We start from the raw sequence: 20,813 nt of genomic DNA, 5'->3' as shown, positions 1-20,813 counted from the left end.
TGCGCGCCTGCTGTTTATTGAGCAGCCTTCAACAGGCTCGCCTTCAGGCCGGAATCGGCCGGCCGTTCTCCCAGCCAGATGCGCAGCAGGGCTGGGTAGAAGGCCGGATCGCTTATGTCGCTGCCTTGCGGCTGGCCGTTGATCTGCAGCCGCGTCGCACCGTTGGCGAGCCGGTCGAGGATCACTTCGGTGCCGGCCTTGGCTTCGCCGCTGCCCTGCACCGCGGCGAGCAGTGCATCGATCGAAGGTTTCAGCGCCGCGAGCGTTTCGTCGTCATGGTTGCGCTTCAGTCCGTCGAGCATCGCGTCGGCGAACTGCTTGCCGTCGAGGTCGCGGATCATGACGATGCGGATGCGTTTCTCGCCATTGTCCTGCAGGATTTCGGCACTGCTGCTGCTTGGGCTGCGAAGGTAGAGCCCCATCGCATACACCTTGAAGGTCAGCCGGGTACGCAGGCCGGCTCCGTTCAGGGCCAGTGGATCGCCTGCGACCTGGGTCTGGGGCGCAAAATTGATGCCGCCCACTTCCACCGCCTGGGCGAGGCTGGCCGACAGCAGGGTGGCGGCCAGCAGGGTACGGAAAAATGCCTTCATGGGAGGGGGCTCCGTCAGGGTGCCTGGAAATCAGGCGCGACTCGGTAGTGTTTTTATTGGCGTATCTCGCCGTTGCCGAACACGATCCACTTCTGGCTGGTCAGGCCTTCCAGCCCGACCGGACCGCGGGCGTGGATCTTGTCGGTGGAAATGCCGATTTCCGCACCCAGGCCGTATTCGAAGCCGTCGGCGAAGCGGGTGGAGGCATTGACCATCACCGAGGACGAATCCACCTCGCGCAGGAAGCGCATCGCGTGGCTGTAGTTTTCGGTGACGATCGCCTCGGTATGGCCCGAACTGTAGCTGTTGATGTGGGCGATTGCCTCGTCGAGGCCGTCCACCAGCTTGATGGCGATGATCGGGGCGAGGTATTCCTCGTGCCAGTCGGTTTCGGCGGCAGCGGCGAGCTTGCCGGCGTCGATGCCGGCTTCGCGCAGCAATGCCAGCGAATCGGCGCAGCAGCGCATCTCGACGCCCTTGCCGGCCAGCATGCGGCCGATTTCGGCGAGGTAGATGTCGGCGACGCCGCGCGCGACCAGCAGCGATTCGGCGGTGTTGCAGGTGCCGTAGCGCTGGGTCTTCGAGTTTTCGACGATGGGCACGACCTTGGCCGGATCGGCTTCGTCGTCGATATAGACGTGGCAGTTGCCGTCGAGGTGCTTGATCACCGGCACGCGCGCGTCCCTGGAAATGCGTTCGATCAGGCCCTTGCCGCCGCGCGGCACGATGACGTTGACGAATTCGGGCATGGTGATCAGCGCGCCCACCGCTTCGCGGTCGGTGGTCTCGACCACCTGCACCGCATGTTCGGGCAGGCCGGCAGTGAGCAGGCCGCTGCGCACGCAGGCGGCGATCGCGCGGTTGGCGTTGATTGCTTCCTTGCCGCCGCGCAGGATCGCGGCATTGCCGGATTTAAGGCACAGCGCGGCGGCATCGGCGGTGACGTTGGGGCGGGCTTCGTAGATGATGCCGATCACGCCCAGCGGCACGCGCATCTTGCCGAGCTGGATGCCGGACGGGCGGCGCTTGATGTCGGTCATCTCGCCGACCGGATCGGGTAGCGCGGCAACCTGTTCGAGGCCTTCCGCCATGGCTTCGACGCCCTTGTCGGTCAGCGTCAGGCGGTCGATCAGCGCGGGCTCGAGGCCGGCGGCGCGCGCTTCGGCGAGATCCTGCGCATTGGCGGCGAGCAGTGCCTCGCTACGGGCGCGGATCTCGGCGGCCATCGCCAGCAGCGCGGCATTCTTGGTGGCGGTGGAGGCGGCGGCCAGCACGCGCGAAGCGGCGCGGGCCTGGCGGCCGAGGGTCTGCATGTAATTCTGGATGTCCATCGCGGTGTCTGCTGAGATGAGGGCGCGGCAGCCCAAAACCCAATTAAAACACCGAACGTCGCCCGCGGGCTATGTGCGGCGTGCCAGCCGCAGTGCCAGCTGCAGGAACTCGTCCCAGATGTCGCCGGCGACCAGGCCCTTGATCATGCGGTCGATGCGGGCGGCGTGCATCAGCGCGGCGCGCAGCGCGCTCTGGTTCAGGCGCCCCAGCGCGCGGCCGAGCGCCTGCTGGCGGCGCGGCTCGAAGATGCGTTCGGCCTTGAACAGCGCCGGCAGCGGCTGGCCGGCGTCGCGCCCGGCACACAGGTTAGCCAGCGTGCGGGTTTCGTTGGCCAGCGTCCACAGCACCAGTGGCGGTGCAGCACCTTCGCCCTCGAGGCCTTCCAGCAGGCGCGCGCAGCGCGCCGGGTCGCCTTCGGTCACGGCCTGTCGCAGCATGTCGATGTCGTAACGGGCGACGTTGAGCACTGCCTCCCGAACCTGCTCGAGCGTCAATTGGCCTTCGGGGTGGAGCAGGCCGAGCTTGAGGATTTCCTGGTGGGCGGCGAGCAGGTTGCCTTCGACGTGCTCGGCGATGAAGGCGAGCGCATCGGCGCTGGCGGTCTGTTTCTGCACGGCCAGCCGGCGGCCGATCCAGTCGGGCAGGCGCTCGCGCTCCGGCGCATTGAGCTCGACGCAGATGCCGGCCTCCGACACTGCCTTGAACCAGCCGGTCTTGCGTGCCTGCCAGTCGAGCTCGGGGAGGGTGATCAGCGTCAGGGTCTGCGCAGGCAGATGGGCGACATAGCGCTGCAGCGCCTCGCCGCCATCGCGGCCGGGTTTTCCGGTGGGAATGCGCAGGTCGATCAGCTTGGCGCCGCCGAACAGCGACAGGTTGCCGGCGGCGAGTGCCAGCGCGTCCCATTTGAAGCCCTGGCCGACGACCAGGGTTTCGCGCTCTTCGAAGCCTTGCCGCTTCGCCGCCGCGCGGATCGAGTCGGCGGCTTCGAGCACCAGCAGCGGTTCGTCGCCGTGCAGCAGCCACAGCGGGGCGAGCGGCTTGTCGAACTGGGCCGAGAGCTGTTCGGGGCGCAGATTCACCGCGTGCGCTGCCGGCCGGGTTTCAGTGTGCGTGCCGCGCGCTGGCGAGCCGGCGCATCAGCTGTTGCAGCAGATCCTGCTGCATGTCGTTGTAGAGCAGGCTTTCTTCCTGTTCCTTGCCCAGCACCTGGGAGTCGTCGAAGGTGAATTCGCGTGACGCCGAGATCGAGGTCGGCGGAATCAGCGCTGCGCCACGCCTGTCGAGCAACTGGAAGCGCAGCGTCTGCGTGAGCTGGTATTCGCGTACCTTGCCTGCGCCAGTCAGGCTGAGAATCTCCCGGCCACGGTTGTTGGCGAGAACCTGCAGGAGGGCGTCGGCCTGCGCAGGGTCTTCGACGACCCGGGTGCTGCCGGTGGTGGCAATCAGCCGGCGCAGGCTGGCGCCCAGTTCGGAAAGCTCGCTGGCGTTGATGTGTACGGTAGCGAAATCCAGTGCCTGCGGGCCGCGCAGCTTGAAGCCGCAGCCCGACAGCAGCAGGCAGGCCAGGCCGGTGCCGCCGAGCAGCAGGCGCCGGCGTCCACGCGAGTGAGCGGTGGAGGTGGTGGCTGGCTGAGCGGATATCGATGAGTGGGGCGTACGGCGGGGCATGGCCTTGTCCTCAGGCGACGATGTTGACCAGGCGGCCGGGTACCACGACCACTTTCTTCGGCGGTCGGCCTTCCATGAACTTCTGCGCCGCTTCGGAGGCCAGCGCGGCGGCTTCGATGGCGTCCTTCGGCGCATCGGCGGCGACGCGTACGCTGCCGCGCAGCTTGCCGTTGACCTGCAGCATCAGCTCGACCTCGTCCTGCACCAGCGCCGATTCGGCGGGCTCGGGCCACTGTGCGACCATGATGTCGTCGCCGAAGCCGCAGTCGCGCCATAGCGCGTGGGCGATGTGCGGGCAGATCGGCGACAGCACGCGCAGCAGCATCGACAGGCCTTCGCCGGCCACTTCGGCGGCATCGGCACCGCTGCGCGGCGCCTTCTCCAGCGCGTTGAGCATCTTCATCGCGCCGGAGGCGACGGTGTTGAACTGCTGCTTGCCGAGGTCGTAGCTGACCTGCTTCAGCACCAGGTGCAGTTCGCGGCGCAGCTCGGCGAGCTCGGCCGGCAGCCTGGCCATGCCCAGCGTGGGGCTGGCCGGCAGCGCCGGGCGCAGTTCGGTGGCGTAGGCGTGGGCAAAGGACCACACCCGCTTCAGGAAGCGGTGCGCGCCTTCGACGCCGGCGTCGTTCCATTCGAGCGTCTGTTCCGGCGGGCTGGCGAACATCATGAAGAAGCGCGCGGTGTCGGCGCCGTACTGCTCGATCAGGGCCTGCGGATCGACGCCGTTGTTCTTCGACTTCGACATCGTCGTCAGCTCGTGCTCGAGCACGGTGCCGTCGGCCTTCAGCCGGCCGCCGATGATCTGGCCCTTGGCGTCGCGGGCGACCTCGACCTCGCTTTCCCAGTAGTAGTTCTTGCCGCCGCCTTCCGGCTTGTGCAGCCAGGCGTTGTTCAGCACCATGCCCTGGGTCAGCAGGCGGGCGAAGGGCTCCTTGACCGTGGCCAGGCCCATGTCGCGCATCACCTTGGTCCAGAAGCGCGAATACAGCAGGTGCAGGATGGCGTGCTCGATGCCGCCGATGTACTGGTCCACCGGCATCCAGTAGCCGGCACGCTCGTCGACCATCGCCTTGTCGTTGCCGGCCGAGCAGTAGCGGGCGTAGTACCAGCTCGAATCGACGAAGGTGTCCATCGTGTCGGTTTCGCGCTTCGCCGGCGCGCCGCACTTCGGGCAGGCGACGTCGATGAAGTCGCTGCGCTTGAGCAGCGGGTTGCCCGAACCGTCGGGGATGCAGTCTTCCGGCAGCACCACCGGCAACTGATCGTCCGGCACCGGCACGTCGCCGCAGCATTCGCAGTGGATGATCGGGATCGGGCAGCCCCAGTAGCGCTGGCGCGACACGCCCCAGTCGCGCAGGCGCCACTGGACCTTCTTCTCGCCGCCGGCGGCGGCGAGGTCGGCGGCGATCGCTTCGATCGCGTCGGCGTAGCCCATGCCGTCGTAGCGGCCGCTATTGACGCAGATGCCGTCCTTGGAGCCGTACCAGTCGGCCCAGGCCGCGGCCGAGAAGGCGTTGTCGCCGATGGCGATGACCTGCTTGATCGGCAATGCGTACTTCAGCGCGAAGCCGAAGTCGCGCTCGTCGTGCGCCGGCACGCCCATCACCGCGCCGTCGCCATAGCTCATCAGCACGTAGTTGCCGACCCACAGCGGCACGCGCTCGCCGGTCAGCGGATGGACGACGTTCAGGCCGGTGGGCAGGCCTTCCTTCTCCATCGTCGCCATGTCGGCTTCCATCACCGAGCCGTGCTTGCACTTCTCGATGAAGGCGGCCAGTTCCGGGTTGTCGCGCGCAGCCTGCGTCGCCAGTGGGTGCTCGGCGGCGACCGCGCAGAAGGTGACGCCCATGATGGTGTCGGCGCGGGTGGTGAACACCCACAGCTTGCCGTCGCCGATCAGTTCGCCGGCCTCGTCGCGGACCTCGTGGCCGAAGGCGAAGCGCACGCCGGTGCTCTTGCCGATCCAGTTCGCCTGCATGGTCCTGACCCGCTCCGGCCAGCCCTCGAGTTCGTCGAGGTCGCCCAGCAGCTCTTCGGCGTACTGGGTGATGGCCAGGTAGTAGCCGGGAATCTCACGCTTCTCGACCAGCGCGCCGGTGCGCCAGCCGCGGCCGTCGATGACCTGCTCGTTGGCGAGCACGGTCTGGTCAACCGGGTCCCAGTTGACCACCTGGGTCTTCTTGTAGGCAATGCCTTTTTCCAGCATGCGCAGGAACAGCCACTGGTTCCACTTGTAGTAGTCCGGCTGGCAGGTGGCGAGCTCGCGGCTCCAGTCGATGGCGAAGCCGAGCGACTGCAACTGCTGCTTCATGTAGGCGATGTTGTCGTAGGTCCACTTCGCCGGCGGCACCTTGTTCTTGATCGCGGCGTTCTCGGCCGGCAGGCCGAAGGCGTCCCAGCCCATCGGCTGCAGCACGTTGTAGCCCTTCATGCGGTGGAAGCGCGCGAGCACGTCGCCAATGGTGTAGTTGCGCACGTGCCCCATGTGCAGCTTGCCCGACGGATAGGGGAACATCGACAGGCAGTAGTACTTGGGTTTGCTCGCGTCTTCGATCGCACGGAAGGCGTCGGTGGAGTCCCAGTGCTGCTGGGCGGCCGCCTCGACGGCGGCGGGCTGGTATTTGTCCTGCATGGGTGTGCGTGCGGGCTTGGAAGCGTTGGAAACGCGCAAGTATACCGCGAAGCCGGGGCGGGCCGCGAAGCAGGGTGTAGCGACGGATGCGGCTGGCTGCGCCGGCAGTGTTCAGGCAAAAAAAATGGCACCCCGCCGAAGCGGGATGCCGAATCTCCATTGAAGGAGAGGGAGGGAGACGGGAGTGCACGGCCTGGGGCCGGGCACGGAGTTCGATGCGCTGGAGGGGGGGGCGAGTCAGGCCGGAATCGTCAGGCGGCCCGGCGCGGGACGCTCGAATGGCGCTGCCAGCTGGCGTGGAAAGCCAGGCACATGTCTTCCATTGCCAGCAAGGGCAGGCGCCACATGCGGTTGTGGCTGCGAACGAAGGGCAGTACCTGAGGCGCGCACAAGGTGTTGTGCTCCTTTTCAAGCAGGGCCAGGAAGCTGTCCATACAGGCGCCCCAGTATTCCGAATTGCCGACCCAGCCGGTCTCGGCGGTGGCTTCGCGCACGGCCTTGTGCCACAGGGCCTCGGCGCGCTCGGTCGAGACACCCGCCTTGCGGGCATACCAGGGAAGCAGTTTGGGTGTTTTCATAATATTTCTCCTGTACGCCGGGTCACGGCGTCGAGCTCTTGACGGTCTTGTGGACCGTGCGCGAGCTATGTTGTACCGCAGCACTTGGCTACGGCGACTCTCTGTTGTTGATTTTATGGCTGATTAGGCGGATCGATCGTGAAATGGTTCCGCTGTCACCAACAAATTTGCTGCTTCGCACAATTCAAAAATAGCGATCGGCGCCATGCTTGGCAAGTGGTGTGTTGTTGCGACGCAACATCGATTGGCCCTGTTGCTTTTGTCCGCTCCGAGGCCACGGAGCCATCCGCGGGTGAATCGATCGCACCGCGGGTCCGCATTACAATGCACGGCCTTGCAAGGAGCGCCGATGTCCAACCTGCTCGCCAATCTCAACACCGAACAACTGCAGGCCGTCAGCCTGCCGCCGCAGCATGCCCTCATCCTGGCAGGCGCCGGCTCGGGCAAGACGCGGGTGCTGACGACTCGCATCGCCTGGCTGATCCAGTCGGGCCAGGTCGATCCGGCCGGCATCCTGGCGGTTACATTCACCAACAAGGCGGCCAAGGAAATGCTCGCCCGCCTGACCGCGATGCTGCCGGTAAACACCCGCGGCATGTGGATCGGCACCTTCCATGGCCTGGCCAATCGCCTGCTGCGTGCCCATCACCGCGATGCCGGGCTGCCGCAGCTGTTCCAGATCCTGGATTCGGGCGACCAGCTTGCCGCGATCAAACGCCTGCTGAAGACGCTGAACGTCGACGACGAGAAATTCCCGCCGCGCGAGCTGCAGCACTTCATCAACGGCCAGAAGGAAGCCGGGCTCCGCCCGCATGCGGTCGAGGCCTGGGACGACTACACCCGGCTGCGCGTCCAGCTTTACCAAGAGTATGAAGCACAGTGCCAGCGCGAGTCTGTTGTGGATTTCGCGGAGTTGCTGCTGCGCAGCTACGAGCTGCTCGAACGCAACGAGCCGCTGCGCCGCCATTACCAGCGCCGTTTCCGCCACATCCTGGTCGATGAATTCCAGGACACCAACCGCCTGCAGTACCGCTGGCTGAAGCAGTTCGCCGACGAAGGGCGCGAAGGCGGCGCGGCGATGTTCTGCGTCGGCGACGACGACCAGAGCATCTACCGCTTCCGCGGCGCCGAAGTGGGCAACATGCGCGACTTCGAGCGCGAGTTCCGCGTCCAGAACGTGATCCGGCTGGAGCAGAACTATCGCTCGCACAGCAATATCCTCGATGCCGCCAACGCCATCATCCGCCACAACAGCAACCGCCTCGGCAAGAACCTGTGGACCGACCAGGGCGCGGGCGAGCCGATCCGGGTGTTCGAGTCCTATTCGGACGGTGACGAGGCGCGCTGGATCGTCGAGGAAATCCAGTCGCTGGTGCGCGACGGTGCGCGACGCAGCGAGATCGCGCTGCTGTACCGCTCGAACGCCCAGTCGCGGGTGCTGGAGCATCAGCTCTTCTCCACCGGCATCCCCTACCGCGTTTATGGCGGCCTGCGCTTCTTCGAGCGCCAGGAGATCAAGCACGCGCTCGCCTACCTGCGCCTGATCGCCAACCCGGACGACGACACTTCGTTCGCCCGCGTGGTCAATTTCCCCACCCGCGGCATCGGCGCGCGCACGCTGGAAGTGCTGGGCGACGCCGCGCGCACCTGGAACTCCAGCCTGTATGCCGCCGTGCCCCATCTCTCCGGCAAGCCGGGGACGGTGCTCGGCCAGTTCGTGCGCCTGGTCGAGGACATGCGGCGCGACACGACCAGCCTGCCGCTGCCGGAACTGGTCGACCACGTGCTGGACATCAGCGGCCTGCGTGCGCACTACAAGGCCGACAAGGAAGGCCAGGAGCGGCTGGAGAACCTGGACGAACTGGTGAGCGCCGCGGCCAACTTCCTCGCCGAGTTCCAGCCGGTGGAAGAGGCCGGGGAGGTGCAGCATCATGCCTTGCTGGCCGACTTCCTCGCCCATGCCTCGCTTGAGGCGGGCGACCACCAGGCCGACCAGGGCGCCGACGCGGTGCAGCTGATGACGGTGCATTCGGCCAAGGGGCTGGAATTCAACGTCGTCTTCCTGTCCGGGCTGGAAGAGGGGCTGTTCCCGCACGAGAACAGCATCCTCGAGACCGACGGCCTGGAGGAAGAGCGCCGCTTGATGTATGTCGCGGTGACGCGGGCGCGCGAGCGGCTGTACCTGTCCTTCGCCCAGAGCCGCATGCTGCACGGCCAGACGCGCTACAACCTGCGCTCGCGTTTCCTCGAGGAGATCCCCGCCGAGCTGACGAAATGGCTGACGCCGCCCAGCCCGCGTTCGGCGGCGGGCGGTGCCGGCGGCGGCTACTTCAAGCCGTCCGCCGCTTCCGCCCAGATGGCGCGTCCGGCTTCCGCCGCCTTGCCCAACGGCCTGCGCATTGGCCAGACGGTCAACCACGCCCGTTTCGGCCAGGGCGTGATCGTCGCTGCCGAGGGCAGCGGCAGCGACGCCAAGGTGCAGATCAACTTCGGCGCGGCCGGCATGAAGTGGCTGCTGCTGGCGGTGGCGAAGCTGGATCCGGCCTGACCGGCGTTCAGGTGCCGGGCATCGCGAGATAGCCCGGCAAGCGCTTGATGCGCTCGATCCAGCGCAGGATGTTGGGGTAGGGCGACAGTTCGATGCCGCCTTCCGGCGCCAGCGCGACATATGGGAACACCGCGCAGTCGGCGATGGTCGGGCGCGACAGCGCCAGCCAGTCCCGTTTCGCCAGGTGGGCGTCGAGCAGCGGCAGGATGCGGGCAGCCTTGGCCAGGGTGCCGGACTTGTCGATGGCGTAGCCGAACTTGTCTACCAGGCGGGCCGACGCGGGGCCATGCTGGATCTCGTTCGCCGCGGTGGACAGCCATTGCACGATCTCGGCCTGCAGATGGGCTTCGGCCGGCCACCAGGCCGCGCCGCCGTAGCTGCCGGCGAGGTGGACCAGGATGGCCTGCGAGTCGCGCAGCACCCGCTCGCCATCGACCAGGATGGGCAGTTCGCCCCAGGGGTTGAGTTCGGTCAGCGGCGGACGCTTGTGTTCGCCGCCGAGGAAATCGACCGGTACGATCTCAAGATCGATGTTTGCCAGCGCCGCGAACAGCCTGACCTTGTAGCAGTTGCCGGACAGTTCCAGGTCGTAGAGTTTCATGCTTTGTCTCCTTTGTCGTGGGTCAGTTGATTGAACTCGAGCACGTTGCCATCCGGGTCGCGGATGAACAGCGCGATGCGGCGGGGGCCGATATGATGCGGCCCTTCGGTGATGGCGATGCCGCGTTGCCCCAGCCAGGCCTGCAGTGCAGCCAGGTCATCGACGACGAATGCCGGATGGGTGATGCCCGGCAGCTTGAGGGCTTCGTCCAGCAGCACGTTGCGCGCGTGCGGCCGGCGCGCGGCATTGAAGATCAGGTTGATGCGCACGCCGTCCGGGCTCAGCATTTCGTTGGCCTCGTGCTCGGGAAAGCGCGCGCTTTCGGTGAAGCCCAGTGCCTCATAGAAGTCGAGCGCCCGGCGGCGGTCGCTGACGCGGATGCCGACATGGTCGTAGGCCAGCAGGCGGGCCGGGTTGCGCGCGGCGCTGGCGGGCGGGGGCGAGCCGGGTGAAAAGGTGGCTGGAGAGGATGCAGCGGCATTCATGTCGGGAGTCGGCGGCGATGTCGGGGCAAGGCCAGTGTCGGCGCCCTGGCGCGCGCCATCAATGGCGCCGGGCTGACAACACCATTGCGCCCGGCGCACAAATGAACGGCAAGCGGGAAGGCGAACGATGGACAGACTGAAAGCGATGGCAACCTTCGTGCGCATCGTCGATGCCGGCAGCCTGAGCGCGGCGGCGGGTGCCTCGGGCCAGTCTGCCGCGGCGGTGGTGCGCAGCCTGGCAGCGCTGGAAAAACACCTCGGCGTGCGCCTGCTGAACCGCAACACCCGGCGACTGGCGCTGACCGACGAGGGGACGGAGTTCCTTGCCTGGAGCCGGCGCATCCTGGCCGAGTTCGACGAGATCGAGCACAGCTTCGATGTCCGGCGGCACAGCCCTGCCGGGCTGCTGCGGCTGACGGCGCCAGTCGAGTTCGGCCGGCGCCATGTCGTGCCGCTGGTCAATGCCTTCCTCGCGCAGCATCCGGCGATGCGGGTAGAGCTGATCCTGCTCGACCGCATGGTCGATCTGCTGGAGGAGGGGCTGGATCTCGCCTTGCGCATCGGACAGCTTCCCGATTCGTCGATGGTGGCGGTGCCGCTGGGCAGGACGCGGCACGTCGTCTGCGCCAGTCCGGATTTCCTGCGTCACCAGGGCGGAATCGAACATCCGTCCGCGCTGCGCGAATGCGCCTGCATCGTGTTCGCGCAACATGGCGGGGAGTGGCATTTCAGCGACAGGGGGGCTGCATTGAACGTGCCGGTGCCGGCCCGTCTGGGCACCAACCAGGTCCAGGCCGCCAGCCTCGCCTGTGTGCAAGGGCTTGGCGTCGCCCGGCTGCTGCATTACCAGGTTGCGGCCGAACTGGCTGATGGGCGGCTGGTCCGCCTGCTGCGCGAGTTCGAACTGCCCGACATGCCGGTGCAGCTGGTGTATCCGCATTCGCGGCTGCTGCCGTCCAGGGTACGGCTGTTCATCGACTGGATGGCCGAGCGGCTGCGGCCGCAGATTCCCGACCCCGATGCGTGAAGTATTGGCGCGGGCGCTGGAGTTGCCCGCTGCCGCCAGGATGGGCGTCGCGGCAGGGCCGCCGTCTTGCCGTATTCTTTTCAGGCGCCGTACTTGCGGGCAAGGGTGTCGTGCAGGGCGACGAACTCCTGCGCCAGCTTGTGCTTGGGGTCGAGATGGATCATCGGCTTCGCCTGTTCGTGCGATTCCTTGATCCTGACCGAGGCCGACAGATAGGGCTGCAGCACCGGCAGGCCTTCGTCGATCAGTTCCTGCACCACTTTCTGCGGCAGGCTGGCGCGCGGCTGGAACTGGTTGACGACGATGCCTTCGACCTGCAGCTCGCGGTTGTGGTCGGACTTGATCTCCTGCACGTTCTCGAGCAGCGAATACAGCGCCTTGCGCGAGAACTCGTCGCAGTCGAAGGGGATCAGGCAGGCATCGGCGGCGATCAGCGCAGAACGGGTGAAGAAGTTCAGCGCCGGCGGGGTGTCGATGAAGACGCAGTCGAAATCGTCGGCCAGTTCTTCGAGCGCATCGCGCAGCTTGTAGATCTTGTAGCGCGACTCGAGCTTGCCCTGAAGCTCCTCGAGCTGCGGGTGCGAGGGCATCACGTGCAGGTGCTCGAAAGGCGTGGCGACGACGAAGTCGGTGGTGGCGCGCGGATTGAGCTTGAAGTTCAGCGTCTGGTCGAAGAAGTCGGCCAGCGTGGCGTCCAGATCTTCGGCAACTGCCCCGAGCAGGTACTGGGTGGAGTTGCCCTGCGGGTCCAGATCGACGACCAGCGTGCGCTTGCCCTGCTGTGCGCTGATCGCCGCCAGGTTGCAGGTGATGGTCGATTTGCCCACGCCGCCTTTCTGATTGAATACCACGCGTCGCATTCTTCACTCCCTCGATCGGAGCCCGCATTCTGCCAAAAAGCGGCATGGGCAGGGGTTTTTACGGATAGTGGATATCAGCAAGCGGCCGTGCCAAAGGCCTGTTCGCTGCGCTAAACTTCCGCGACGTCAATTTCCGGGCATCCTGCGGCTGCCAAGAGCAGTGGAGCGGGTGCGGCGCGCCAAAAACAAGAACGAGCCAGCCCGGATGGCGGAACTGCGTGTGCTTTTCCCGGGCAGCGCGATATGGCGGGCGGTAGCGCCCGCCATGACTCACAAGACATTCATTCCACGAGGGGACCAAACATGGATCAGGATTTCATCGCCGCTGCGCTCGACTATCACCGTTCGCCGACGCGAGGCAAGATTTCGGTCGTTCCGACCAAGGGCCTGACCAACCAGCGCGATCTCGCGCTGGCCTATTCGCCCGGTGTGGCCGCGGCCTGCGATGCGATCGTCGCCGACCCCGCCGAAGCCTTCGAACTGACCAGCCGCGGCAACCTCGTCGCCGTGGTCACCAACGGCACCGCAGTGCTGGGTCTGGGCAACATCGGTCCGCTGGCCTCCAAGCCGGTCATGGAAGGCAAGGGCTGCCTGTTCAAGAAGTTCGCCAACATCGACGTGTTCGATATCGAACTGGCCGAGAACGACCCTGACAAGCTGATCGACATCATCGCCTCGCTCGAGCCGACGCTGGGCGGCATCAACCTCGAGGACATCAAGGCGCCCGAGTGCTTCTACATCGAGAAGAAGCTGCGCGAGCGCATGAAGATCCCGGTCTTCCACGACGACCAGCATGGCACGGCGATCATCTCGGCTTCCGGCCTGATCAACGGCCTGAAGGTGGTCGGCAAGAACATCGCCGACGTCAAGCTGGTGTGCTCCGGCGCCGGCGCGGCCGCCATCGCCTGCCTCGACCTGATGGTCAGCGTCGGTCTCACGCGCGAGAACATCTACGTCTGCGACTCCAAGGGCGTGATCTACGAAGGCCGCGAAGCCAACATGGAGCCGACCAAGGCCCGCTACGCGCAGCAGACCGATGCCCGTACGCTGGGCGAGGTCATCGAGGGCGCCGACGTCTTCCTCGGCCTGTCGACCGCCGGCGTGCTGAAGCCCGAAATGGTGGCGAAGATGGCCGACAAGCCGCTGATCTTCGCGCTCGCCAACCCGAACCCCGAGATCCTGCCGGCCGACGCCAAGGCCGTGCGCCCCGACTGCATCGTCGCCACCGGCCGTTCGGACTTCCCGAACCAGGTCAACAACGTGCTGTGCTTCCCCTTCATCTTCCGCGGCGCGCTCGACGTCGGCGCGACCACGATCAACGAGGAGATGAAGCTCGCCTGCGTCAAGGCGATCGCCGAGCTGGCCGAAGCCGAAGCCAGTGACGTCGTCGCCAGCGCCTACGGCGGCCAGGAACTCAGCTTCGGCCCCGAGTACATCATTCCCAAGCCCTTCGATCCGCGCCTGATCGTCAAGATCGCGCCGGCGGTGGCGAAGGCGGCGATGGATTCGGGCGTGGCAACCAAGCCGATCGAGGATTTCGATGCCTACATGTCGGGTCTGAATGCCTTCGTCTATCAGTCCGGCATGGTCATGAAGCCGGTGTTTTCGGCTGCCAAGCGGGTGCCGGCCGAGCAGAAGCGCGTGATCTACGCCGAGGGCGAGGAAGAGCGCGTGCTGCACGCGGTGCGCGTGGTGCTCGATGAAGGTCTGGCGCGGCCGATCCTGATCGGGCGCCCCGATGTGATCGAGATGCGGATCAAGAAGATCGGCCTCAATCTCGTGCCCGAGCGCGACTTCGAGATCGTCAATCCTGAGTCCGACCCGCGCTACCGCGAGCTGTGGACCGAGTATTACCAGTTGATGAGCCGTGACGGCGTCACGCCCGAACTGGCCAGGACCAAGATCCGCCGCGACACCACGCTGATCGGCGCCATGCTGCTGCGCCGTGGCGATGCCGATGCGCTGGTGTGCGGTACCTTCGGCTCGTACGACTACCACCTGAAGCAGGTCGAGGATGTCATCGGCCTGGCGCCGGGAGCCAAGCAGTTCGCCGCGATGAACCTGCTGATGCTGACCAAGCGGATGCTTGCGGTCACCGACACCTACGTCAACGAGAATCCGAGCGCGGAAGAAGTGGCCGAAATCGCCCTGATGGCGGCCAATGAACTGCGCCGCTTCGGCATCGAGCCTGGTGTTGCGCTGCTGTCGCATTCCAGCTTCGGCAGTTCCAATTCGGTGTCGGCCCGCAAGATGCGCCGTGCCTGCGAGATCCTGCGCGAAACCGCTCCTGATCTGAACGTCGATGGCGAAATGCACGGCGACGCTGCGCTGTCCGAGGACATCCGCGACAATCTGCATCCGGATTCGCGCCTCAAGGGTGAAGCCAACCTGCTGGTGATGCCCAACCTCGACGCCGCCAACATCTCCTTCAACCTGATGAAGATCGCCAACGGCGACGGCGTGTCGGTGGGGCCGATCCTGCTCGGTGCGGCCAAGCCGGTGCATATCGTGACGCCTTCGGCGACCGTGCGGCGCCTGGTCAACATGACGGCCCTGGCCGTAGTGGATGCGCAGGCCTCGCGCGCCGAACAGCCGGCCTGATCCTCCGCCGGGCGCCACCAGCCGAGGTGGCGCCCGGCGGTCCTTCCGTTCAATCATCCAAGGCGAGCCCCTTCCGTATTGTCCATGCTGACCAGCTTTGCTCCGAAAGCCCTCCGTTTCCCGCTTGTCCGCGGGATGTTCGCATGTGTGCTGGGCTTGGCGGGCATGCCGGCGATGGCGAACGGATGGCTGCTGGCCGCGCCGGAGCCGCGCGTTGTGCCAGGCCGCAGCTTCGATGTGATCGTCATCGGCCCCGCTGAAGGTGCAGAGCTGCCGGAACGCTTGTCCGCGCAGATCGAGCTGCCCGACGGCGGCCCGCGCATCGCGCTCGAGCTGGTCGCCGCGGCCGCGGCAGACGAACGCACGCAGCAGCGGCTTTACCTCGGCCAATGGCCCAGCGAGGTCACCGGTTTCGCCACGTTGTCCTTGCGTGATGCGGCATCGGCCCGCATCGTGATGGATGCGGGAGCCGCTTTCCGCAGCCCGGTGGAAACGGCCCAGTCGAGCAACGTCTCGCGCAGCGGAACGGTCATCTCGGCGGCAGCAACGCAGGGCGAGCCGGTTCAGCCGTCGGCGCTGGCCGCCCACGAGCCGATGTACTTTCTCGTCGGCGGCAAGAGCCCGGTCTCGGCGCGCTTCCAGTTCAGCTTCCGCTATCGCCTGTTCGACGATCGCGGTGTCGTGGCCGAGCACTTCCCGGTGGCGCGCGGCCTCTATTTCGGTTTCACGCAGACCTCGCTGTGGGATCTGCAGGTGGAACTCGAAGCCTTTCCGCGATACCAGCTTCCGGCCCTCGCTGTTCTATCGCTGGCTGATCTCCGATCCCTCGCATGGAGGCTTCGTCGCCTTGTCGGGCGGCTACGAGCATGAGTCGAACGGCAAGGACGACGAGGATTCGCGCAGCATCGACACCCTGTTCCTGAAGGCCGAGGGACGCTATTACCTGGACGACGGGGTGACCTATTTCGGCCTCGAACCCAAGGTGTGGACCTATCTCGATCGCGAGGACAATCCTGACATCGCTCGTTACCGTGGCTATGCCGAACTGGGGTTACGCTACGGGCGGGACGACGGCCTGATGCTCACTTCGCTGCTGCGCAGGGGCACGGCGGGCAAGATGCGCCGCCAGTTCGATCTGTCCTGGCCGCTGCGCCGCAGCGTGTTTTCGGGCGTGGGAGCTTTCCTGCACCTGCAGTACGTGGGCGGCTATGGCGAGACCCTGCTCGACTACAACAGGGACGATGGCGGTCAGTGGCGCATCGGTATCTCACTCGTGCGCTGAGGCATGGCCGCCGCGTACGCTCACTCAGGAGATGGACATGACGCACGCGATTCGCTTTCACCGCACCGGCGGCCCGGAAGTGCTGGAATGGGAAGAGGTGCCGCTGCCGGCACCGGGTCCGGGAGAAGTCCAGATCCGCCACCATGCGGTGGGGCTGAACTTCATCGACACCTATCACCGCAGCGGACTGTATCCGCTGTCGCTGCCGTCCGGGCTCGGCCTGGAGGCGGCTGGTGTGGTCGAGGCCGTCGGAGAGGGCGTGGCCGAGTTGAAGGCCGGTGACCGCGTTGCCTATACCAGCGGGCCGCTCGGCGCCTATGCCGAGGCACGCAACATCGAGGCGCGCCATCTCGTGTGGCTGCCCGAGGCGATTTCCTTCGAGCAGGGCGCGGCGATGATGCTGCAAGGCCTCACCGCGCACTATCTGCTGCACAGCACCTACCAGGTCAAGGCGGGTGAAACCATCCTGGTCCATGCTGCGGCCGGCGGCGTCGGCTCCATCCTGGTGCAGTGGGCGAAGCTGCTGGGCGCAACCGTGATCGGTACGGTCGGCAACGACGACAAGGCGGCGAAGGCGAGGGCGCTTGGCTGCGACCACGTGATCGTCTATTCGCGCGAGCGCTTCGCCGAGCGCGTGCGCGAGCTGACCGGCGGTACGGGCGTGGCGGCGGTCTACGATTCGGTGGGCCGCGACACCTTCCTTGATTCGATCTCCTGCCTGCAACGGCGCGGCATGATGGTGAGCTTCGGCAATGCCACCGGGCCGGTTTCGCCTTTCGACTGCGGGCTGCTGGCCCGTTCGGGGTCGGTGTACGTCACCCGCCCGGCCCTGTTCGACTACATCGGCACGCGAGAGGAGCTGGAGTCTCGCAGCGCTGCCTTGTTCGAGCTCGTTGCTGCCGGGAAGCTGCATGTCGCGGTCAACCAGCGCTACGCACTGAAGGATGCGGCAAAGGCCCATCTCGACCTCGAAGCCCGCCTGACTACCGGCTCCACCGTCCTGATGCCGTAACAGGACGGCGGGCGACGAGAGGGCGGTGAGGGCCGGTGGCCTCGGGTAAAATCGCGCCCATGACTGCCTTACAGAACCTGCCATCCGCTTCGCCGCCTCAGGCGCGTTTCGTCCATCTCCGCCTGCACTCGGAATATTCGATCACCGACGGCATCGTCCAGCTCGACCAGGCGATCGCCGCCGCGGCAGCCGACGGCATGCCGGCGCTCGGCATCTCCGACCTCGCCAACCTGTTCGGCATGGTCAAGTTCTACAAGACCGCGCGCGGCAAGGGTATCAAGCCCGTCGTCGGCGTCGATGCCTGGATCCAGAACGAGATCGAGCGCGACAAGCCCCACCGCGTGCTGCTGATCTGCAAGAACCGGACGGGCTATGGCCAGCTGTGCGAGCTGCTGACGCGCGCCTATCTCGACAACAAGTACCGCGGCCGCGCCGAGATGCGGCGCGAATGGTTCGGGAACGGCGCGGCGAGCGATCTGCTGTGCTTGTCGGGCGCGATGCAGGGCGACGTCGGCGCGGCGCTTGCCGCCGGCAACCCCGCGCAGGCGGCGCAGCTGGCGGCGGACTGGGCGCGGCTGTTCCCGGACGCCTTCTACATCGAGATCCAGCGCGCCGGCCATCCGGGTACCGAGGGCTACATCCGCCATGCGCTCGAGATCGCCGGCGAACTCGGCCTGCCGGTGGTGGCGACGCACCCGGTGGAATTCCTCAAGCGCGAGGACTTCCAGGCCCACGAAGCGCGGGTGTGCATCTCGCAGGGCTACGTGCTGGCCGACAAGCGCCGGCCGCGCGACTTCACCGAAGAGCAGTACCTGAAGAGCCAGGCGGAGATGTGCGAGCTGTTCGCCGACATTCCCGAGGCGCTGGAAAACGCCGTCGAGATCGCCCGCCGCTGCTCGCTGACGGTGCAGCTGGGCAAGAACTTCCTGCCGCTGTTCCCGACGCCCGAAGGCATGACGCTGGACGACTTCCTGATCCAGGAGGCCAAGGCCGGCCTGGAGCGCCGCCTGGTCCAGCTCTACCCGCACCCGGAGGAGCGCGAGCAGCAGCGCCCGCGCTACGAGGAGCGGCTCAAGTTCGAGACCGACACCATCATCCAGATGGGCTTCCCCGGCTACTTCCTGATCGTGGCCGACTTCATCCGCTGGGGCAAACGCAACGGCGTGCCGGTGGGGCCGGGGCGCGGCTCGGGCGCGGGTTCGCTGGTGGCCTACTCGCTGGAGATCACCGACCTCGATCCGCTCGCCTATGCGCTGCTGTTCGAGCGCTTCCTGAACCCCGAGCGGGTGTCGATGCCCGACTTCGACATCGACTTCTGCCAGGACAACCGCTACCGCGTCATCGAATACGTGCGCGAGCGCTATGGCAAGGACGCGGTCAGCCAGATCGCGACTTTCGGCACCATGGCCTCGAAGGCGGTGGTGCGCGACGTCGGCCGCGTGCTCGACCTGCCCTACGGCCTGTGCGACCGCCTGTCCAAGCTGATCCCGATCGAGGGCGCCAAGCCCGTCTCGCTGAACAAGGCCTACGAGATGGAGCCGCAGATCGGCGAGATGATGAAGGACGGCAACGACGGCGAGGCGATCCAGACCCTGTGGGGACTGGCGCAGCCGCTGGAAGGCCTGTCGCGCAACGTCGGCATGCACGCCGGCGGCGTGCTTATCGCGCCCGGCAAGCTGACCGATTTCTGCCCGCTGTACATCGCCGACGGCGACGATGCCTCGCCGGTGTCGCAGTTCGACAAGGACGACGTCGAGGCGGTCGGCCTGGTGAAGTTCGACTTCCTCGGCCTGCGCAACCTCACCATCATCGAGCTGGCGCTGGAATACGTCGAGCGCCTGGAGGGCAGCCGGCCCGACCTGATGAGCCTGGGCTTCGAGGATCCCGCCGCCTACCAGATCCTGAAGGACGCCAACACCACGGCGATCTTCCAGGTCGAATCGGAGGGCATGAAGAAGCTGCTGAAGAAGCTTGCGCCCGACCGCTTCGAGGACATCATCGCGGTGCTGGCGCTGTACCGCCCCGGCCCGCTCGGCTCGGGCATGGTGGACGACTTCATTCTGCGCAAGAAGGGCCAGCAGGAGATCGACTACTTCCACCCCGATCTGAAAGCCTGCCTGGAGCCGACCTACGGCGTCATCGTGTACCAGGAACAGGTGATGCAGATCAGCCAGATCATCGGCGGCTACACCCTGGGCGGCGCCGACATGCTGCGCCGCGCGATGGGCAAGAAGAAGCCGGAGGAGATGGCCAAGCACCGCGCCACCATCGCCGAAGGCGCGAAGCAGAAGGGCTACGACCCGGCGCTGGCCGAGCAGCTCTTCGACCTGATGACCAAGTTCGCCGAGTACGGCTTCAACAAGTCGCACACCGCGGCCTATGCGGTGGTGACCTACCACACCGCCTGGCTGAAGGCGCACCACTGCGCCGCCTTCATGGCGGCGACGATGTCGTCCGACCTGGACAACACCGACACGGTCAAGATCTTCTTCGAGGACACTGTCGCCAACGGCATCGTCGTGCTGCCGCCGGACGTCAATGCCTCGGACTACCGCTTCGTGCCGGTGGATCGCAAGACCATCCGCTACGGCCTGGGCGCGGTCAAGGGCGTGGGGGAGCCGGCGGTGCGGGCGATCATCGCCGCGCGCGAGAAGGCGGGCGGCTTCCGCGACCTGTTCGATTTCTGCGAACGGGTCGACCGCCGGATGGTGAACCGCCGCGTCATCGAGGCGCTGATCCGCTCGGGCGCGATGGACACGCTGGAAGGCCACGCCGGCCTGGATCGCTCGCAGCTGATGGCGACCGTGGCGTTGGCGATGGAAGCCGCCGAGCAGGCTGCGGCCAACGCGATGCAGGGCGGTCTGTTCGACATGATGCCGGAGGCCGCCGGCGCGGCGCCGGAGTTCGCCAAGGTTCGGCCGTGGACCGAGCGCGAGCGGCTGAAGGAAGAAAAGCTCGCCATCGGCTTCTTCCTCTCCGGCCATCCGTTCAACGCCTTCAAGCCCGAGGTGCGCCGCTTCGTGCGCCGCACGCTGGCGCAGCTGGAGCCTTCGCGCGACATCACGATGATGGCCGGCGTGGTGATGGAAACCCGTACCAAGATGGGCAACCGCGGCAAGATGGCTTTCGTCCAGCTCGACGACGGCAGCCAGCCGCGCGAGGTCGCGGTCTATTCCGAAGTGCTCGACGCCAACCGCGGCAAGATCGTCACCGACGAAGTGCTGGTGGTCGAAGGCAAGGTCAGCAACGACGACTTTTCCGGCGGCCTGCGCATCGTCGCCGAGCGCCTGCTGACCCTGGGCGAGGCGCGCAGCCGCTTTGCCCGCGCCCTGCAGGTACGCATCAACGGCGAGGTCGCGGCCAGCGGCGGCGCGCTCGCTGCGGCGGGCAAGCTGCAGACCCTGCTCGAACCCTTCCGCGAAGGCGGCTGCCCTGTGCGGGTCAACTACCGCAATGCCGCCGCCGAGGCCGACCTGCCGCTGGGTGACGGCTGGCGGGTGCGGCTGGACGACGCGCTGCTTGAGAGCCTGCGCGACTGGCTGGCGCCGGAGGCGGTGGAGATCGTCTATCCGAACTGAGGCCGCCGCGGCCGCG

General features: G+C 66.5%; 16 protein-coding genes. 7 read left to right on the top strand and 9 right to left on the bottom strand.

Annotation, left to right across the window (positions count from 1 at the left end; translation table 11 throughout):
• Positions 1 to 14: 14 nt before the first annotated feature.
• From QM748_RS11310 to QM748_RS11285, 6 genes are all read right to left on the bottom strand, one after another.
• Positions 15 to 593, bottom strand: coding sequence for a chalcone isomerase family protein (locus tag QM748_RS11310; RefSeq protein WP_415247063.1), 579 nt, complete (start codon positions 591 to 593; stop codon positions 15 to 17).
• Positions 594 to 646: 53 nt separating this feature from the next.
• Positions 647 to 1,924 (bottom strand): glutamate-5-semialdehyde dehydrogenase, encoded by a 1,278-nt coding sequence (locus QM748_RS11305; RefSeq protein WP_415247062.1) that lies wholly within the window; start codon positions 1,922 to 1,924, stop codon positions 647 to 649.
• Positions 1,925 to 1,993: 69 nt separating this feature from the next.
• Complete coding sequence (gene holA / locus QM748_RS11300) at positions 1,994 to 3,004, bottom strand: DNA polymerase III subunit delta (protein WP_415247061.1); 1,011 nt, start codon at positions 3,002 to 3,004, stop codon at positions 1,994 to 1,996.
• Positions 3,005 to 3,026: 22 nt separating this feature from the next.
• A complete protein-coding gene (gene lptE, locus QM748_RS11295; RefSeq protein ID WP_415247060.1) occupies positions 3,027 to 3,593 on the bottom strand; it encodes an LPS assembly lipoprotein LptE in 567 nt (188 codons plus the stop codon).
• Positions 3,594 to 3,603: 10 nt separating this feature from the next.
• Positions 3,604 to 6,225, bottom strand: coding sequence for a leucine--tRNA ligase (gene leuS, locus QM748_RS11290; protein ID WP_415247059.1), 2,622 nt, complete (start codon positions 6,223 to 6,225; stop codon positions 3,604 to 3,606).
• Positions 6,226 to 6,476: 251 nt separating this feature from the next.
• Positions 6,477 to 6,803 carry a hypothetical protein gene (locus QM748_RS11285; RefSeq protein ID WP_415247058.1) on the bottom strand — a complete coding sequence of 109 codons (327 nt, stop codon included), beginning with the start codon at positions 6,801 to 6,803 and terminating at the stop codon, positions 6,477 to 6,479.
• Positions 6,804 to 7,152: 349 nt separating this feature from the next.
• Here QM748_RS11285 and QM748_RS11280 point away from each other — a divergent pair, with 349 nt between their 5' ends.
• Entirely contained in the window at positions 7,153 to 9,351 is a 2,199-nt protein-coding gene (locus QM748_RS11280) for a UvrD-helicase domain-containing protein (RefSeq protein WP_415247057.1), read from the top strand.
• 7 nt (positions 9,352 to 9,358) lie between these two features.
• On the opposite strand, the gene QM748_RS11275 is transcribed toward QM748_RS11280, so the two are convergent.
• Positions 9,359 to 9,952 (bottom strand): glutathione S-transferase family protein, encoded by a 594-nt coding sequence (locus tag QM748_RS11275; RefSeq protein ID WP_415247056.1) that lies wholly within the window; start codon positions 9,950 to 9,952, stop codon positions 9,359 to 9,361.
• Positions 9,949 to 10,437, bottom strand: coding sequence for a VOC family protein (locus QM748_RS11270; protein WP_415247055.1), 489 nt, complete (start codon positions 10,435 to 10,437; stop codon positions 9,949 to 9,951). The genes QM748_RS11275 and QM748_RS11270 overlap by 4 nt, the downstream gene beginning before the upstream one ends.
• A gap of 127 nt (positions 10,438 to 10,564) precedes the next feature.
• Here QM748_RS11270 and QM748_RS11265 point away from each other — a divergent pair, with 127 nt between their 5' ends.
• A complete protein-coding gene (locus QM748_RS11265) occupies positions 10,565 to 11,464 on the top strand; it encodes a LysR substrate-binding domain-containing protein (RefSeq protein ID WP_415247054.1) in 900 nt (299 codons plus the stop codon).
• An 80-nt stretch (positions 11,465 to 11,544) separates the two neighbouring features.
• Here the strand turns inward: QM748_RS11265 and QM748_RS11260 are convergent, their stop codons facing one another.
• Entirely contained in the window at positions 11,545 to 12,324 is a 780-nt protein-coding gene (locus tag QM748_RS11260; protein WP_415247053.1) for a ParA family protein, read from the bottom strand.
• Positions 12,325 to 12,627: 303 nt separating this feature from the next.
• Here QM748_RS11260 and QM748_RS11255 point away from each other — a divergent pair, with 303 nt between their 5' ends.
• From QM748_RS11255 to dnaE, 5 genes are all read left to right on the top strand, one after another.
• The gene (locus QM748_RS11255) at positions 12,628 to 14,925 is read left to right on the top strand and encodes an NADP-dependent malic enzyme (RefSeq protein WP_415247052.1); all 2,298 of its coding nucleotides are present in this window, start codon (positions 12,628 to 12,630) and stop codon (positions 14,923 to 14,925) included.
• An 84-nt stretch (positions 14,926 to 15,009) separates the two neighbouring features.
• Complete coding sequence (locus QM748_RS11250; protein WP_415248090.1) at positions 15,010 to 15,795, top strand: hypothetical protein; 786 nt, start codon at positions 15,010 to 15,012, stop codon at positions 15,793 to 15,795.
• A complete protein-coding gene (locus QM748_RS11245) occupies positions 15,722 to 16,207 on the top strand; it encodes a phospholipase A (protein ID WP_415248058.1) in 486 nt (161 codons plus the stop codon). Before QM748_RS11250 ends, QM748_RS11245 begins: the two co-directional genes overlap by 74 nt.
• A 37-nt stretch (positions 16,208 to 16,244) precedes the next feature.
• A complete protein-coding gene (locus QM748_RS11240) occupies positions 16,245 to 17,219 on the top strand; it encodes a quinone oxidoreductase family protein (protein ID WP_415247051.1) in 975 nt (324 codons plus the stop codon).
• Between the two features lie 59 nt (positions 17,220 to 17,278).
• Complete coding sequence (dnaE, locus tag QM748_RS11235) at positions 17,279 to 20,797, top strand: DNA polymerase III subunit alpha (RefSeq protein ID WP_415247050.1); 3,519 nt, start codon at positions 17,279 to 17,281, stop codon at positions 20,795 to 20,797.
• Positions 20,798 to 20,813 lie beyond the last annotated feature (16 nt).

The organism is Thauera sp., assembly GCF_047601425.1.
In the GTDB taxonomy this organism is placed as follows: domain Bacteria; phylum Pseudomonadota; class Gammaproteobacteria; order Burkholderiales; family Rhodocyclaceae; genus Thauera.
Note: the sequence above shows the minus strand (reverse complement) of the source record. Positions and strands in the feature narration are given on the sequence as shown.

Bases quoted from the DNA above. Each gene is read 5' to 3' on its own strand.
- QM748_RS11310 (WP_415247063.1), bottom strand. From the start codon at position 593: ATGAAGGCATTTTTCCGTACCCTGCTGGCCGCCACCCTGCTGTCGGCC.
- QM748_RS11305 (WP_415247062.1), bottom strand. From the start codon at position 1,924: ATGGACATCCAGAATTACATGCAGACCCTCGGCCGCCAGGCCCGCGCC.
- lptE (WP_415247060.1), bottom strand. From the start codon at position 3,593: ATGCCCCGCCGTACGCCCCACTCATCGATATCCGCTCAGCCAGCCACC.
- leuS (WP_415247059.1), bottom strand. From the start codon at position 6,225: ATGCAGGACAAATACCAGCCCGCCGCCGTCGAGGCGGCCGCCCAGCAG.
- QM748_RS11285 (WP_415247058.1), bottom strand. From the start codon at position 6,803: ATGAAAACACCCAAACTGCTTCCCTGGTATGCCCGCAAGGCGGGTGTC.
- QM748_RS11280 (WP_415247057.1), top strand. From the start codon at position 7,153: ATGTCCAACCTGCTCGCCAATCTCAACACCGAACAACTGCAGGCCGTC.
- QM748_RS11275 (WP_415247056.1), bottom strand. From the start codon at position 9,952: ATGAAACTCTACGACCTGGAACTGTCCGGCAACTGCTACAAGGTCAGG.
- QM748_RS11270 (WP_415247055.1), bottom strand. From the start codon at position 10,437: ATGAATGCCGCTGCATCCTCTCCAGCCACCTTTTCACCCGGCTCGCCC.
- QM748_RS11265 (WP_415247054.1), top strand. From the start codon at position 10,565: ATGGACAGACTGAAAGCGATGGCAACCTTCGTGCGCATCGTCGATGCC.
- QM748_RS11260 (WP_415247053.1), bottom strand. From the start codon at position 12,324: ATGCGACGCGTGGTATTCAATCAGAAAGGCGGCGTGGGCAAATCGACC.
- QM748_RS11255 (WP_415247052.1), top strand. From the start codon at position 12,628: ATGGATCAGGATTTCATCGCCGCTGCGCTCGACTATCACCGTTCGCCG.
- QM748_RS11250 (WP_415248090.1), top strand. From the start codon at position 15,010: ATGCTGACCAGCTTTGCTCCGAAAGCCCTCCGTTTCCCGCTTGTCCGC.
- QM748_RS11240 (WP_415247051.1), top strand. From the start codon at position 16,245: ATGACGCACGCGATTCGCTTTCACCGCACCGGCGGCCCGGAAGTGCTG.
- dnaE (WP_415247050.1), top strand. From the start codon at position 17,279: ATGACTGCCTTACAGAACCTGCCATCCGCTTCGCCGCCTCAGGCGCGT.